This window comes from Streptomyces sp. NPDC102360, from assembly GCF_044766085.1.
In the GTDB taxonomy this organism is placed as follows: Bacteria; Actinomycetota; Actinomycetes; order Streptomycetales; family Streptomycetaceae; genus Streptomyces.
In genome coordinates this window covers 470,290-484,608 of the sequence record NZ_JBIWLG010000001.1, presented here as the reverse complement: position 1 = coordinate 484,608, position 14,319 = coordinate 470,290, and the positions used below count along the sequence as shown (strand labels likewise).

The following is a 14,319-nucleotide window of genomic DNA, read 5'->3' as shown; positions in this document are numbered from 1 at the left end:
ACAAGCCCCCTCAGACGTCCGAGCGACGCCTCGCGCGGGCCCGCACGACGGCCCAGCCGAGTCCTCCCACACCGATCGCGACGAGCAGCGCCTCGGGCCACGCACCCGCGCGCGTGGCGAGCGTCTGCGAGGTGCGCTTGGGGACGTCGGCGAGCAGGGTGGCGGGCTCGAACATGCCGGTCTGCTGCGCGATCGAGCCATCGGCCCGGATCACGGCGCTGACCCCGCTGGTGACCGGGACCATCACGGCCCGTCCGTGCTCGACGGCCCGCACCCGGTCCATGGCCAGCTGCTGGTAGGTCATCTGGCTGCGTTCGAACGTCGCGTTGTTGCTCGGCACGGAGAGGATCTGCGCGCCCTCACGGACCTGGTCGCGCACCGTGTCGTCGAACGCGGCCTCGTAGCAGGTGACGTTGCCGACCTTGGTGCCCGCCATGTCGAAGACGACGGGCTTCTTGCCGGGCACGAAGTTGCCCGCCCGGTCGACGTCCTTGCTGAAGATCCGGAAGAAGCTGCGGTACGGCATGTACTCGCCGAACGGCTGCAGGTGCCGCTTGTCGTAGACGGCTCCGGGGCCCGTCTTGGGGTCCCACTGGATGAGCCGGTTGCGGGGCGTGCCGTCCTGCGCGGTCACCACGGCGCCCACCGAGATGGGCGCCCCGACGGCCTGCGCGGCCTTGGTGATCTCGTCGTAGGCGTCCTGGTTGATGTACGGGTCGATGTCCGAGGAGTTCTCCGGCCACAGCACCAGGTCGGGGCGCTCCACCTGCCCCGACTTGATCTTCGCGGCGAGCTTCATGGTCTCGCGCACGTGGTAGTCGAGCACGGCCCGGCGCTGGGAATTGAAGTCGAGGCCCATCCGCGGCACGTTGCCCTGGATGAGCGCCACGCGCGCGGTACCGGCCTCGGCGGAAGTCGCCACCAGCGGCATGGCGAGCGCTCCGGCGACGACCGGAGCGACGGTGAACGCGGCCGCGACAGCGATGCCCTTGTCCTTCAGGAAGGACAGTCCCTTGAGGGGCGACGCGCCTTCGGACGACGCCCGGCGCACCTTCCCGACCCGCAGGGCGAGGGAGCCGAGCCCGAAGCCGCACAGGACCACAGCGAAGCCGAGCAGGGGCGTGCCGCCCAGCGAGGCGAGCGGCAGGAACACCCCACTGGGCTGCCCGAACGCGACCTTCCCCCACGGGAACCCATCGAACGGGGCACGCGCGCGCAGCGCCTCGGACGCGATCCAGACGCCACTGGCCCACAGCGGCCACAGGGGAAGCCGCGACACGTAGGCGATGCCCATGCCGGCGAGCGAGACCAGCAGTGCCTCCGCGGCGGCGAGCGCCAGCCACGGCAGCGGCCCGACGTCGACGCCGGTCCAGGAGAGCAGCGGCACCAAGTAGGCGAGCCCGAACGCGAGGCCGAGTCCGAAGCCCGCCCTCAGCCGCCGCCCGTACACGGCCACGCCGAACAGCGCGAAGGAGATCGGCGCGAGCCACGGCAGCTCGCGCGGCGGAAAGCTCACGTACAGGAGCAGTCCGGCGATCACCGCGAGCGCGAGGGGCACGAACCGCCGCAGGTGGGAGCGGACCCTCGACTGCTCTGCGGGCTCGTCCGACGGGGCTACGGGAGGTGCGGTGGCGGTCACCCGGGGAGTGTACGGCGCGGCACTGTCACGCCGACATGCCGGTCGGCGCGCCCCGCGTCGGCCCGTGCGGCGAATCGTTCCTGTGCAACACCGGTCCGCCGCGGCCCGCCAGCAGTTAGCGTGTGGCCCGGTTCCCGACAGCGCGGCCGCGTCCGGCCGCGCGTGCGGGGTCCGGCTACGTCGGGGGGCGACGGGTGGATGCGACGGGGTGGACGACGGGTGCGGCGACGGACGGCACGCTGCGAGAGCGCCGCGGCGCCCCGGACGCCGTGGGGGTCGCGGTTCTCGGGTGCTGTGCGGCGTGGTCGCTGATCAGCGCGACCGCGCGCGCGGGCAGACCGGAAGGGATCCTTCTCGCGGTGCTCGCCGTGATCGCGGGGTACGCGTGCGGGCGCATCGGCGGGGCGCTCGTGCCGGTCGCCGCGTCCTGTGCGGTCGGGCTCGGCGGCCTGTGCCTCGCGCTCACCGCCCCGTACGCGGCCCCCGCGCCCGATGTCGTGACGCCGCTGGGACGGGTCGGCGCGACGGCGGCGCTGCTCGCCCTGTCGGCGGGGGCACTGTGCTGCGCGGCCTGGTCGGCGCGGAAGTCGGCGCTGCGGATCGTGCTGCACCTTCTGGCGGCGGGCAGCGTGGCGGTGGCCGCCGTCGTCGACTCGCCGGCCGGGGTGACGGTGTGCGCGGGCGTCGTCCTGTGCTCGCTCGCGGCGGCCCGCCTGCGCAGTCGGGCGCTCGGCCTGACAGGCCTCGGCCTCACGACGGCGGTGGTGGCCGGTCTCGGTGTGGCGCTCGCCAAGGGTGTCCTGCCGGCGGGGCCGACGGCCTCCCTGGAGACGTGGCTCTCGCACCGGCGGATCATGCTGTGGCACGACGCCGTGCACCTCGCCGAGGGGCATCCCGCCCTGGGCACGGGACCCGGGCGCTTCGAGGACCTCAGCCCGACGCTCGCGCAGTCCCCGCTCTCCGACGGCAAGCCGCACTCCGCCGTCCTCCAGATGGCGGCCGAGCAGGGGCTCATCGGCGTGCTGCTGCTCGCGACGGCCTACTGCTGGCTGCTGTACGTCCTGTGGCGTTCCGCGCGCTCGACGCAGGTGGTGCTGGCGGCGGGCGCCGCCCTGACCGCGGTGGCGGCGATGGCGACGGTGGGCAACGCGCTCAGCTTCACGACCGTGACGGCGGGCGTGGGCCTGCTCGCCGGGATCGCCACGGCGGAACCGTTCACGGACGGGCTGCCACACGACGACGAGGCCGCCCCGGAGGAATTCCGGGGCGGCCTCGACTGAGTGGGTCGGCCGGGTCCGGCTCCGTCGGCCGGAACCTCGGCTCAGACGGCCGGAACCTCGGCTCAGACGGCCGGGCCCGCGGCGGTCGGCTTCAGGCGGTCGCGGATGTGCCGCACCGCGCTCTCCGCGTCGTCCACGGTCACCGTGAACCTGCGGCCGTCGCCGAGGCGGAGTACCACGCCCTCGCCGCGCCGCACCACGATCGCCGTGCCGATCTCCGGGCGCCAGCGGTAGCCCCAGCCGCCCCACTGCCGGGGCGTGACGCGGGGCGCGACGTCCGCCTCCACCACATGGGCGAGCGGGATGCGACGGCGCGGCAGGCCCACGTGGCCGCAGCGCACTTCGAGATGGTCCTTGTCGACCTTCACCGCGACGTGCAGGAAGGCGAGGGTGCCGAACAGGATGAGCAGGCCCACGGCGATCAGGCCGACCACGGACATGGCCAGGGCGAGTATGCCGGTGGCCCAGGAGTTGTCCACGGCCAGCTCGATGCCCAGGGCCAGGCAGGCGAGCCCGCCGCAGGCCAGGAACCACTGCACACGGTTGTGTGCGCGGCCGGTCCAGATGTCGGTCGCGGGGGCGGAAGATCGTCGCCCTGCGTGCTCGTCGGGGGCGTGTTCCCTCATGGAATCGAGCCTACTCATGTTCCGCGGGTCCGGCACCGGCTTGCGCAGCCCTGTGGGCCAGGGCCTGTCGTTTGGGTCAGGCCCGAGGCCGGTGCGGTTGCTCAGCCCGCGTGGCTCAGTGCCTGGAGGTCGCGGCCTTCCACGTAGGCGAGTGCCTCCTTGGGCAGCGTGTCCTCCCGGCCGCCCAGCAGCACGGTGAGCCGGCCGCGCGCGTCGGACCCGGCCTGCGTGCTCTCGCCGATCCGGCGCAGCGCCTGTGCGGCGACGGCGCCCGCACTGCTGTGCAGGACAATGGGGTCTCCCCTGCTCGAACTCTGTTGAGAGCTTGGGGAAGGGTGCGCGTCGGGCTGCTGCACCGCAGCGCGGATACGCTCCGCGACCAGTTCGTAATGGGTGCAGCCCAGGACGACGGCCCTTACATCACGGGGTGTGAGGGCGGCAGCGGCCTCGATGGCCCGGTCGATGCCCTCCTCGTCGGCCCACTGCACCGCGTCGGCGAGGCCGGGGCAGGGCACCTCGGTGACCTGGGCGCCGCCCCCGAAGTCCCGGATCAGCGCCTGCTGGTAGGGGCTTCCGGTGGTCGCCGGGGTGGCCCAGATGGCGACCGGGCCGCCGCCCGCGGCGGCAGGCTTGATCGCGGGGACGGTGCCGATGACCGGGATGCCGGGCTCGAGCCGGGCGCGCACCGCGGGCAGCGCGTGCACGGAGGCGGTGTTGCAGGCGATGATCAGCGCGTCCGGGCCCTGTGCGGCGGCGGCCTCGGCGACGGCGAGCGCCCGCTCGGTCACATCCTCGGGGGTGCGCGGGCCCCAGGGCATGGTCTCCGGGGCGGAGGAGAGCACGAGGTCGGCGTCCGGGCGCAGGCGCCGTACCGCGGCGGCGGCCGCGAGCAGTCCGATTCCGGAGTCCATCAGCGCGATCTTCACCCGGAAACCATAGACGATGGGTCCGACAATGCCCGTGCCGGTGGGGCAGACTGCGGCGGATGGACGTCGTTGTGTGGATCACCGCGGCTTCGCTCGCCGCGTGGCTGTGGCTGCTGCTGTGCCAGGGTTTCTTCTGGCGTACGGACCTGCGCCTGCCACCGCGCACCGCACCTGAGAGCTGGCCGGATGTGTGCGTCGTGGTGCCGGCCCGCGACGAGGCGCAGGTGCTGCCCGACAGCCTGCCGTCGCTGCTCGCCCAGGACTATCCGGGGCGGGCGGAGATCTTCCTGGTGGACGACGGCAGCTCGGACGGCACGGGCGAGGTGGCGCGCACCCTCGCGGACCGGTTCGGCGGGCTTCCCCTGACGGTCGACTCACCGGGCGAGCCGCCCGCGGGCTGGACCGGGAAGCTGTGGGCGGTGCGGCACGGCATCGGCCTGGCACGCGCGCGTGGCCCCGAGTTCCTGCTGCTCACCGACGCCGACATCGCACATGAGCCGGACAGCCTGCGGGAGTTGGTGGCGGCGGCGCGCACGGGCGGCTTCGACCTGGTGTCGCAGATGGCACGGCTGCGGGTGGAGAGCGTGTGGGAGCGCCTCGTGGTGCCCGCGTTCGTGTACTTCTTCGCGCAGCTGTACCCGTTCCGTTGGATCGCGCGGCAGGGCGGGCGCACGGCCGCGGCGGCGGGCGGCTGCGTCCTGCTGCGCACCGAAGCGGCCGAGCGGGCGCGGATCCCGGACGCGATCCGGCAGGCGGTCATCGACGACGTGTCGCTCGCGCGGGCCGTGAAGCACTCGGGCGGGCGCATCTGGCTCGGCCTGGCCGAACGCGTCGACAGCGTGCGGCCGTATCCGCGGCTCGCGGACCTGTGGCGCATGGTGTCCCGCAGCGCCTACACACAGCTGCGGCACAACCCGCTGGTGCTGCTCGCCACGGTGCTGGGGCTCGCCCTGGTCTACCTGGTGCCGCCCGCGGCGCTGATCGCAGGCCTGGTCGCGGGCAGCGCGCCGACCGCGGTGCTCGGCGCGCTCGCCTGGGCGGTGATGGCGGGAACGTACATCCCCATGCTGCGCTACTACCGGCAGACGCTGTGGCTGGCGCCGCTGCTGCCGTTCACCGCGCTGCTGTACCTCCTGATGACGGTGGATTCCGCCGTGCAGCACTACAGGGGGCGGGGCGCGGCCTGGAAGGGGCGCACGTACGCCGCGCCCGATCGAGGGTGAACGCCTCGCCACGGCACGCTACTTGCGGCCCCGCGTCCAGTTCATGCCCCACCCGTAGGCGCGGTCCACGGTGCGCTGCGGGCTGACGCCCCGTTCCGGGACGAGATAGCGGGCCTCGCGCCGCACCGTCAGGTCGCCGCCGTCGTTCGTCAGCAGGGCCAGTGCGCACACCGTAGAGGGCACCGTGCACTCGTCCAGGGAGAAGTCGATCGGCGCTCCGTGTGCCGGTTGCAGCGTGACCGTCGCATGGAGGTCGGCGAAACTGCGCGCGCCTTCGTAGATGGTCACGAAGACGAGGATGCGGCGGAACGCGTCGGTGTGGTCGAGGTTGATGGTGAGGTTCTCGCCGGCGGTGAGGCCTCCGCTGCGGTCGTCGCCGTCGAGGTGGATGTACGGGGCCCGGCCCACCGCGCCGAAGGCGGTCCCGAGCGCCTGCACCACTCCCTTGCGCCCGTCGCTCAGTTCGTACAACGCGCACAGGTCGAGATCGAGGTCCCTGGCGCGCTTGCTCCCCCGGCCGCCGAACTGCTTGCGCGTCTCCCAGTTGAGGTTCACGCGCAGGGCGCCGGACGTGCCGCCCTGCTTCGCCAGGGAAACCGTGGGAGCGGCCTTCGTGAGCGTCACTTTGGTCAGCCGTACGGGCTCCGCGCGGGTGGGCGGCGCCGAAGGCGCGGCGGCGGGCGGCGCCGCCTTCGGCGGCTCGTCCACCGTGATGCCGTAGTCCGTCGCGAGGCCTGCCAGGCCGCTGTCGTAGCCCTGGCCCACGGCCCGGAACTTCCAGGCTCCCTGACGGCGGTACAGTTCGCCGAGGACGAAGGCCGTCTCCACCGTCGCGTCCGCGCTTTCGTAGCGGGCGAGTTCGGTTCCGTCCGCCGCGTCGACGACGCGGACGTACAGGCCCGGCACCTGTCCGAACGCCCCGCCGTCCGCGGACGCCGCGAGGACCACTCGCTCGATGGCGGGCTCCACGCGCGCGAGGTCGACGAAGAGGGTGTCCGTGACAACGCCCCCGCCGGTGGACCTGCCCTCGTGCCGGACCGCCCCGGAGGCGTGCGCCGGCTGGTTGTAGAACATGAAGTCCGCGTCGGAGCGGACCTTTCCGGCGGCGAGCAGGAGCGCCGAGGCGTCGACGTCGGGCACGCCGGGTCCTGAACGCCGGACCAATTCGACGCGTACGGCCGAAGCCCGCACCCCGACATTCGCCCCTTTAGCCATTGTCATGTCCGCCCCAAACGCCCGCCCTCGGCTTACCGGCCAACATATTCCCTGCGGCCTTCCGACCCCCAGAGGCTCGTTCGAAGATCACTGGCCAACCGCCGGTAACCCCCCGAAATCTTGGCCTCTACAGGAAAACTCCCCCGGGCGACGACCGTTTTCCCCAAGTTCGCTCGCATTGAGGACGCGCGGTCACACACGACACGCAAAAGAACCCTCTTATCGGTCTACCCCAACGACCACATCGTGGGCTTAACTTATGTGTCATGACCTCCCCCCGCTCCACATATGGCGGCGGTTACTACTCCGCGCCGTCCTTCCCGGACACTCCGATCTACGACTCACTCGTCGCGGAACGGGGTACTCCGCAGATCGCCCCGATCCGGGTTCCCTCCGCGTACGACAGCAACAGCCACCTGCCGGCGCTGCCCGCCGCGCTGCCCGCCCTGCCGTCGGCGCACTCCGCGCCCGCGCCGCAGTACGGCTATCCGCATCCGCAGGCTGCCCCGACGCAGGCGGCCCCGGCCGCGTACATCCCGCAGCAGGCGCACGCCCAGCGCGGCTATCCGGGCCCGCAGGCCCAGCAGCCGCAGCGTCCCGCGCCCGGCCAGGCGACCGGCTACGAGGCGATGCGCCCGGCCACGCCGCGTCCCGCCCCCGCGCCGTACGAGGATCCGTACAACCGCCAGCAGTACCGCGGTTACTGACCCGACACGGCCGGAGCGCCCCGGCCCACCCCCAGCAGCCACGGGCGATGTCCGTGGCTGCTGGCAGAATTACCGGCATGTCGCAGCCAGCACTCAGTTCGATCCATGTCCACCCGCTCAAGGCGGTTCGGGGGCACGCTCCGCGTGAGGCCGTCGTCGAGCCGTGGGGCCTGGCCGGGGACCGGCGCTGGGTGCTGGTGGGCGCGGACGGCAAGATCGTCACCCAACGGCCGCATCCACGCCTGGCCTTGGCCGCCGCCGAGCAGCTGCCCGGCGGCGGCGTTCGCCTGTCGGCCCCGGCGATGGACCCGCTGAGCGTCGAGGTGCCCGAGCCGCGGGAGACGACCACGATCGAGGTCTGGTCGGACAAGGTCGAGGCGGTCCCCGCCGACCGCGCGGCGCACGCGTGGTGGAGCGCGTACCTGGACACCGAGATACGCCTGATGCATCTGGACGACCCGGCGACCAGGCGCCCCATCGACCCCGCGTACGCGCGTCCGGGCGAGACGGTGAGCTTCGCCGACGGCTACCCGCTGCTCCTCACGACGCTCTCGTCCCTCGACGCCCTCAACTCGCTGATCGCTCAAGGTGACCACGCCGACGAGGGCCCGCTTCCGATGAACCGGTTCCGGCCGAATGTCGTCGTCTCCGGGACACCCCCGTGGGCGGAGGACGACTGGTCGCGCATCGCGATCGGCGACGTCGCCTTCCGCATCACCAAGAAGAGCGGCCGCTGCGTGGTCACGACGACGAACCAGCAGACCGCGGAGCGTGGCAAGGAGCCGCTGCGCACCCTGGCGCGGCACCGCCGCTTCGGTGACCAGCTGTGCTTCGGCACGAACCTGGTACCCGAATCGACCGGCACCATGCGTATCGGAGATCCCTTGAGCATCCTCGAATAACCGTCATCCGGTCGGGGAACCCGGCGCCGCGACATGCTCGTTGAGAGACAATGGCAGTGTCGGAAGCGCCGGTGGTCAGGGGCGAGCCGGGACCTGGATCGGGTGACGTCGCTCTCTCTTCTCCCCTCCGGCATGCGGGCGCTGCCGTTCGGGGTTAAGACAGACCCGGAAGGGGGTGCAGACCGTGCGAGCGTTGATCGGGCTCTGGCGTTGGCGCCACAATCCGGTGTGCCGTGGGACCGACCTGGCAGAGGCCTGGGTCGCCCTGATCGCACTGTTCCTCATCGTCGTCGCCGCACCGGTGGCCGGCGTCGTCGCGGGGTCCGTCTCGCGTGACGCTCTGTACCGCTCCGTGGAGGAGCAGCGCAGCATGCGCCACGAGGTGACGGCGACCGTGGTGCACAAGGTGGCACAGCCGCCGCTGGACCCCGACCCGGAGACCTCCACGGCGCGTGACGCGCACACGCGCGTGGTGGCGACCTGGAAGGCCCCGGACGGTTCCGCCCGCCAGGACCGCGTCGTCGCCGCCCTCAGCACCCCGCACCGCGGCGACAAGTTCACCGTGTGGACCGACGACCAGGGCCGCGCCGTCGGCCGCCCCCTCGACCGGCCCACCGCAGCCACGCACGCGGCGCTCGCCGGATTCGGCGCGGCCGTCGCCGTCACCGGCCTGGTGGAAGGCACCCGGCGCCTCGTCCTGTGGCGCATGATGCGCCGCCGGTACGCGCGTTGGGACAGCGCCTGGGACATCGCGGGACCCGACTGGGGCAGGACCGGCACGGGCAGCTGACCGCCACCCACAGGCTCGCCGCTCTGGTCAACTGCCGTGCTCCGCGCACGCTACGGTGGAGCCACCTTTAGGCAGGCAGAGCGCAGGAAGCAGCCAGGAACAGCGCCGCGCGAGGCGCGCACACTTCCTGCGTACGACGAGGTGGGGGCAGATCAGCGCCATGGCACAGGGCTCGGTCCAGGTGACGCACACCAGCACTTCGCGGTGGCGGCGCCGCACGGGTGAGTACGCGTCGCTGGCCGCCGCCCTGGAGGCGGCGACCGACGGCGACGTACTGACCGTGGCCCCCGGTACGTACCGGGAGAACCTGGTGCTGCGGCGGGCCGTGACGCTGCGCGGCCCCGAGGGCTCCCCCGGCTCCGTGCGGATCGCGCCGGCGGACGGCGTCCCCCTGACCGTACGGGCCTCCGCGACCGTGCGGGACATGCAGGTCGAAGGGCAGGACGCGGCGGCGCCCGCGCTGCTCGTCGAGGAGGGCGCTCCGGAGATCGTCGGCGTCCGCGTGGTGACCCGGTCCGCGGCCGGCGTCGAGGTCCGCGGCGGCGCCCGGCCCACGGTGCGGCAGTGCACCGTCGACAATCCCGGCGGCCTCGGCATCGCCGTCCTGGACGGCGGGGGCGGCGTGTTCGAGGAGTGCGAGGTCGTCGCCGCCGGACAGGCGGGCGTCGCGGTGCGCGGCGGCGCACATCCCCGGCTCGAGCGCTGCCGGGTGCACCACACGTCCGGTGCGGGCCTGTCCGCGACCGGCGAGCACTCCGGCCTGGAGGCCGTGGGCTGCGAGGTGTACGAGGTCAAGGGTTCCGGTGTGCAGATCACCGGGCGGGCCGCCGCGCACCTGACCGACTGCGATGTGCACCGCACGACGGGGGACGGCATAACGCTCGACACGGACGCGGTGCTCACCCTCGCCGACTGCCGCGTCCACGACGTCCCGGAGAACGCGATCGACCTGCGCTCCCGGTCCGTTCTCACGCTGACGCGTTCCACCGTGCGCCGGTTCGGGCGCAACGGCCTTTCGGTGTGGGACCCCGGCACGCGCGTGGACGCCAATCAGACCGAGATCCACGACAGTACAGGCGACTATCCGGCCGTCTGGGTCAGCGACGGCGCGACCGCCGTGCTCGACTCCTGCCGGGTGCACGACGTGCCGGACGCGCTGTTCGTGCTCGACCGCGGCTCGCGCGTGGACGTCGTCGACAGCGATCTCTCCCAAGTGCGCAACACGGCCGTGTCGGTGAGCGACGGGGCGACTGCCCAGCTCGACGACTGCCGCATCCGCGAGGCCGCGACGGGCGCCTGGTTCCGCGACCACGGCAGCGGCGGCACGCTCGCCAACTGCACGGTGGACACCACGCAGACCGGCGTGATCGTCACGAAGGGCGCGGACCCCACCATCGAGCGCTGCACGGTCACCTCGCCCGCCGAGGCCGGCTTCTACGTGTCCGCGGGCGGCCGGGGCAGCTTCCACGGCTGCCGGGTCGCGGACAGCGGCGGCTTCGGCTTCCACGTCATCGACGGCTGCCGTACGAGCCTCAAGAAGTGCCGTACGGAGCGGTGTTCGCGCGGCGGCTACGAGTTCTCCGAGGACGGGCCGCTGATCGAGGACTGCACGAGCGACGAGAGCGGCGGCGTGCGCCCCGGCGCCGCGGCGGCACCGCAGCCGGCCGTGCAGACCGCCACGCAGACCGTCGGCCTGCTCAGCGCCGTGCCCGATCAGCGGCCCGTGGCGGCGTCCCAGGAGCCCGCGCAGGAGTCCCGCACGTCCAAGCGCGTCCTCGGGGAACTCGACGCACTGGTGGGCCTGGAGAGCGTCAAGCGTGAGGTGCGCGCGCTCACCGACATGATCGAGGTGGGCCGCAAGCGCCAGGAGGCGGGCCTCAAGGCGGCCTCCGTGCGGCGGCACCTGGTGTTCACCGGCTCCCCCGGCACCGGCAAGACGACGGTGGCGCGCCTGTACGGCGAGATCCTCGCCTCGCTCGGCGTGCTCGGCCAGGGACACCTCGTAGAGGTGTCCCGTGTGGATCTGGTCGGCGAGCACATCGGCTCCACGGCGATCCGCACCCAGGAGGCCTTCCAGCGGGCCCACGGCGGCGTCCTGTTCATCGACGAGGCGTACGCCCTGTCCCCCGAGGACTCCGGGCGGGACTTCGGCCGCGAGGCGATCGACACGCTCGTGAAGCTGATGGAGGACCACCGCGACGAGGTCGTCGTGATCGTCGCCGGCTACACCGCGGAGATGGAGCGCTTCCTGTCCACCAACCCCGGTGTGGCCTCCCGCTTCTCACGGACCATCACGTTCTGCGACTACCAGCCCGAGGAATTGCTGCGCATCGTGGAGCAGCAGGCCGACGAGCACGAGTACCGGCTCGCCGACGGGACGCCGGAAGCACTGCTCAAGTACTTCACGGCGCTCCCGAAGGGACCCGCGTTCGGCAACGGCCGCACCGCGCGCCAGACGTTCGAGTCGATGGTGGAGCGGCACGCGGGCCGGGTCGCCCAGCTCGACGCCCTGGACACCGACGCCCTCACGCTGCTCTACCCGGAGGACCTGCCGGAGCTGCCCTAGGCCTGCCCCTGGTCTCCCTCCGGTCGCTGCTGCGGTACGCCCGGCTTGAGTCGGGCGAGCAGCCGGGCGCGCTCCTCGGCGAAGACCGGGTCGGCCTGGTAGTCGCCGTGGCCCAGGATCGGTGCGGGGAGCGGGTGTTCGGCGGTGCGCCCGTACGCGAGCGGGTCGAGGAGCGCCTTGTGGTCGACCTGCGGTCCGCACTCGCCCGGCAGGTTGATCGGCCCGCCGATGGGGTCGGTCTTGCGGTGCAGATTGCGCCAGCAGTCGACCTGGCGGTGCAGCGAGGCCAGCGCCTCGGGTCCGAACTGGGCCGGGAACCAGCGCCCGTACAGCCGCTCGAGCGGCGAGCCGTAGGTGAGCAGTCCGACGCGCTTCCTTACGGAGGGGTGCAGTTGCCAGGCGGCCGCCGCCGCGAGGACGCTGCCCTGTGAGTGCCCGGACAGGATGAGGCGGCCCCCGGTGGCCTGCGTCCACGTGGCCATGCGCCACGTCAGGTCGGGGACTGCGCGCTCGGCGTAGCACGGGGGCGCGAAAGGGTGCGCGGCGCGCGGCCAGAAGGTGCCCACGTCCCACAGGATGCCGATGGTGCGGCGTGCGGACGCGTCCTTGTAGGCGCGGCGTCCCCAGGTAACGAACAGTATGAAGCCCAGGCCGATCAGCCAGGAGCCGAGCGCCTGCGCGGAGTCCGCCGCCCCTTGCACCACTGCGTACGAGCCCTGGGCCGCACTGCCCGGCACCTTCCCGGTGGTCCAGGCGCCGACCACGGCGAGGACTCCGAGCAGCAGCGCCACCGAGGCGACGACGCCGATCATCACCGGCGCCTTGTCGGTGAGGGCGGCACGCGCGCGTGTACCCGCGATGCGTGCGGTCCGGGCCGCGTCCGGGGGCTCGGCGGTGGCGCCCGGCTTCTCGTCGAGGTGGTAGTCGGCCGCCACCTGGGCCGTCTCGCGCTTCTTGATACGGGCCGTACGCAGGGCGAGCGCTCCGCACAGGACGGCGAGCACGAGCAGCAGCGGCGGAATGACGGAGGCCTGCCAGGTGAGCAGTACCGGCGGGCCCTTGATGAGGCCGCTGGTGCCGTCCAGCCAGTCGGCCACGCGCTGCGCCACGCCACCGGACATGACGCCCCCGAGAGCGCACGCGAGCATCGCGGTGGCGGGGCCGCCGAGGCCGCGCAGCGCGGTGCGCGAGTCACGGGCCGTGCGGTAGATCGCGTGCGCGACGAAGGCCAGCGCGACCACCAACGCGCCCTGGACGAGGACGATGCCACCGAAGCTCGTGTCGCCGGGCAGCCGGCCGGAGGACTGCCAACCGGGGCGCGACCAGGCCGCGTACACCATGGTCACGACGAGCAGGGCCAGCGCCGCGTAGGGCAGGGCGCGCACCAGCGTGCGGTCCAGGGTGTCGTCGACCCGGCTCTCGCTGCGGCCGCGGTGCACGACGACGCCGATGACGGCGAGGGTGCCGAGGACCAGCGCGCCCACGATCGCCCAGCCCAGTGCGTCGAGCAGGGCCGGTCCCCCGGACGCCCGGTCGAAGCGGGCCGCGGACGTGCCGACGGCCGCCGCCACCGTGAGCAGCGCGGCCGCGGTGTGCGCCGAGCGCAGGCGGGACACCAGGCGCCGCCCGTACCAGAAGCCGGGCCTGCCGAGCGCGTTGTCGATCTCGCCGTCGGTGGGCTCGGGCATGTGCGGCAGCGGGCGCTGCGCCTCGTACGCGCTCCAGGTGCGGTGCGAGAGGTACCAGAGCAGGACCGCGAGGGCGCTCGGGACCAGCGAGGCGAGGGCGAGCCGGCGGCCGGGCTGGCTCCACCAGCCGCCGCCTCCCTGCGCATCGACAGAGAGGAATCCCAGCCACGCGCGCTGGTCGGCGCAGGCGGGCGTGCCCGCGCACTGCCAGGCCGTCAGGTCCAGGGCCACCTCGCACGCGGCGCCGACCAGCAGCACCGTAAGCGTGAGCGACAGGAGGCGGACGAGCAGGCCGTAGAGGCGTACGGTGCGGGACCTGCGGCGGGCGTTGGGGCGCATCCAGTGGGACAGGTTCACCACCATGAAGGGGAGCAGCAGCAGCCACAGCGCGCGTGATCCGTTGCCCGAGGTGAGGTTGCACCACACGTACGCCTCGGGGACGGGCTTGCCCCGGTAGTCGTCGGGACGCGCCTCCGCGTCGGCGTCCTCGCCGCGGCGGAAGACGGCCGCCGTCTCGTCGCCCGACACCCGCACGGGCTGCGGGTCGTCGAGCATCTCTTGAGGAGTGGTTCCGCCGACTCCGTGGACGAGGAGTTCCAGGGCGGTCTCGTCCGTGGACGGTGTCGCGGGTGGCGGCAGCGGCGGCTCCGCCGCGGTGCCGTTCCGTGGTTCGTGCTCGTGCGTCGTGCTCATGTGTCCCCCGTTTCTGAACACGACCAGGATCCCGGCCCGGCACCCCCTCGGGCACCCCTCGTCA

At 73.0% G+C, this 14,319-nt stretch carries 11 protein-coding genes; 6 read left to right on the top strand and 5 right to left on the bottom strand.

Features of this window, described 5'->3' with window-relative positions; all coding sequences use genetic code 11:
• Positions 1-10: 10 nt before the first annotated feature.
• The gene (lnt, locus tag ACIRHA_RS02190; RefSeq protein ID WP_403838884.1) at positions 11-1,639 is read right to left on the bottom strand and encodes an apolipoprotein N-acyltransferase; all 1,629 of its coding nucleotides are present in this window, start codon (positions 1,637-1,639) and stop codon (positions 11-13) included.
• Positions 1,640-1,833: 194 nt separating this feature from the next.
• Between lnt and ACIRHA_RS02185 the strand changes: the two genes are divergently transcribed.
• Positions 1,834-2,919 (top strand): O-antigen ligase family protein, encoded by a 1,086-nt coding sequence (locus ACIRHA_RS02185; RefSeq protein WP_403838882.1) that lies wholly within the window; start codon positions 1,834-1,836, stop codon positions 2,917-2,919.
• Between the two features lie 62 nt (positions 2,920-2,981).
• Here the strand turns inward: ACIRHA_RS02185 and ACIRHA_RS02180 are convergent, their stop codons facing one another.
• Both ACIRHA_RS02180 and ACIRHA_RS02175 read right to left on the bottom strand, forming a co-directional pair.
• Complete coding sequence (locus ACIRHA_RS02180; protein WP_403838880.1) at positions 2,982-3,545, bottom strand: hypothetical protein; 564 nt, start codon at positions 3,543-3,545, stop codon at positions 2,982-2,984.
• A 101-nt stretch (positions 3,546-3,646) separates the two neighbouring features.
• Positions 3,647-4,471, bottom strand: coding sequence for a glutamate racemase (locus ACIRHA_RS02175; protein WP_403838878.1), 825 nt, complete (start codon positions 4,469-4,471; stop codon positions 3,647-3,649).
• A gap of 59 nt (positions 4,472-4,530) precedes the next feature.
• Here ACIRHA_RS02175 and ACIRHA_RS02170 point away from each other — a divergent pair, with 59 nt between their 5' ends.
• A complete protein-coding gene (locus ACIRHA_RS02170) occupies positions 4,531-5,694 on the top strand; it encodes a glycosyltransferase (protein WP_403838876.1) in 1,164 nt (387 codons plus the stop codon).
• Positions 5,695-5,712: 18 nt separating this feature from the next.
• Here ACIRHA_RS02170 and ACIRHA_RS02165 read toward each other — a convergent pair whose 3' ends face one another.
• Positions 5,713-6,909, bottom strand: a complete 1,197-nt coding sequence (locus tag ACIRHA_RS02165) for a TerD family protein (protein ID WP_403838874.1) — start codon at positions 6,907-6,909, stop codon at positions 5,713-5,715.
• Positions 6,910-7,175: 266 nt separating this feature from the next.
• On the opposite strand from ACIRHA_RS02165, the gene ACIRHA_RS02160 reads away from it, so the two are divergent.
• From ACIRHA_RS02160 to ACIRHA_RS02145, 4 genes are all read left to right on the top strand, one after another.
• A complete protein-coding gene (locus ACIRHA_RS02160) occupies positions 7,176-7,616 on the top strand; it encodes a DUF6643 family protein (protein ID WP_403838872.1) in 441 nt (146 codons plus the stop codon).
• 77 nt (positions 7,617-7,693) lie between these two features.
• Entirely contained in the window at positions 7,694-8,518 is an 825-nt protein-coding gene (locus ACIRHA_RS02155) for an MOSC domain-containing protein (protein WP_403838870.1), read from the top strand.
• A gap of 184 nt (positions 8,519-8,702) precedes the next feature.
• The gene (locus tag ACIRHA_RS02150; RefSeq protein ID WP_403838868.1) at positions 8,703-9,308 is read left to right on the top strand and encodes a hypothetical protein; all 606 of its coding nucleotides are present in this window, start codon (positions 8,703-8,705) and stop codon (positions 9,306-9,308) included.
• Between the two features lie 160 nt (positions 9,309-9,468).
• A complete protein-coding gene (locus tag ACIRHA_RS02145; RefSeq protein WP_403838866.1) occupies positions 9,469-11,874 on the top strand; it encodes a right-handed parallel beta-helix repeat-containing protein in 2,406 nt (801 codons plus the stop codon).
• On the opposite strand, the gene ACIRHA_RS02140 is transcribed toward ACIRHA_RS02145, so the two are convergent.
• The gene (locus ACIRHA_RS02140) at positions 11,871-14,255 is read right to left on the bottom strand and encodes a hypothetical protein (protein WP_403838864.1); all 2,385 of its coding nucleotides are present in this window, start codon (positions 14,253-14,255) and stop codon (positions 11,871-11,873) included. The genes ACIRHA_RS02145 and ACIRHA_RS02140 overlap by 4 nt on opposite strands.
• Between the last annotated feature and the right edge of the window lie 64 nt (positions 14,256-14,319).

Coding starts and splice junctions, on each gene's coding strand:
- ACIRHA_RS02160 (WP_403838872.1), top strand. CDS start 7,176: ATGACCTCCCCCCGCTCCACATATGGCGGCGGTTACTACTCCGCGCCG.
- ACIRHA_RS02140 (WP_403838864.1), bottom strand. CDS start 14,255: ATGAGCACGACGCACGAGCACGAACCACGGAACGGCACCGCGGCGGAG.
- ACIRHA_RS02145 (WP_403838866.1), top strand. CDS start 9,469: ATGGCACAGGGCTCGGTCCAGGTGACGCACACCAGCACTTCGCGGTGG.
- ACIRHA_RS02170 (WP_403838876.1), top strand. CDS start 4,531: ATGGACGTCGTTGTGTGGATCACCGCGGCTTCGCTCGCCGCGTGGCTG.
- ACIRHA_RS02180 (WP_403838880.1), bottom strand. CDS start 3,545: ATGAGGGAACACGCCCCCGACGAGCACGCAGGGCGACGATCTTCCGCC.
- ACIRHA_RS02155 (WP_403838870.1), top strand. CDS start 7,694: ATGTCGCAGCCAGCACTCAGTTCGATCCATGTCCACCCGCTCAAGGCG.
- ACIRHA_RS02165 (WP_403838874.1), bottom strand. CDS start 6,909: ATGGCTAAAGGGGCGAATGTCGGGGTGCGGGCTTCGGCCGTACGCGTC.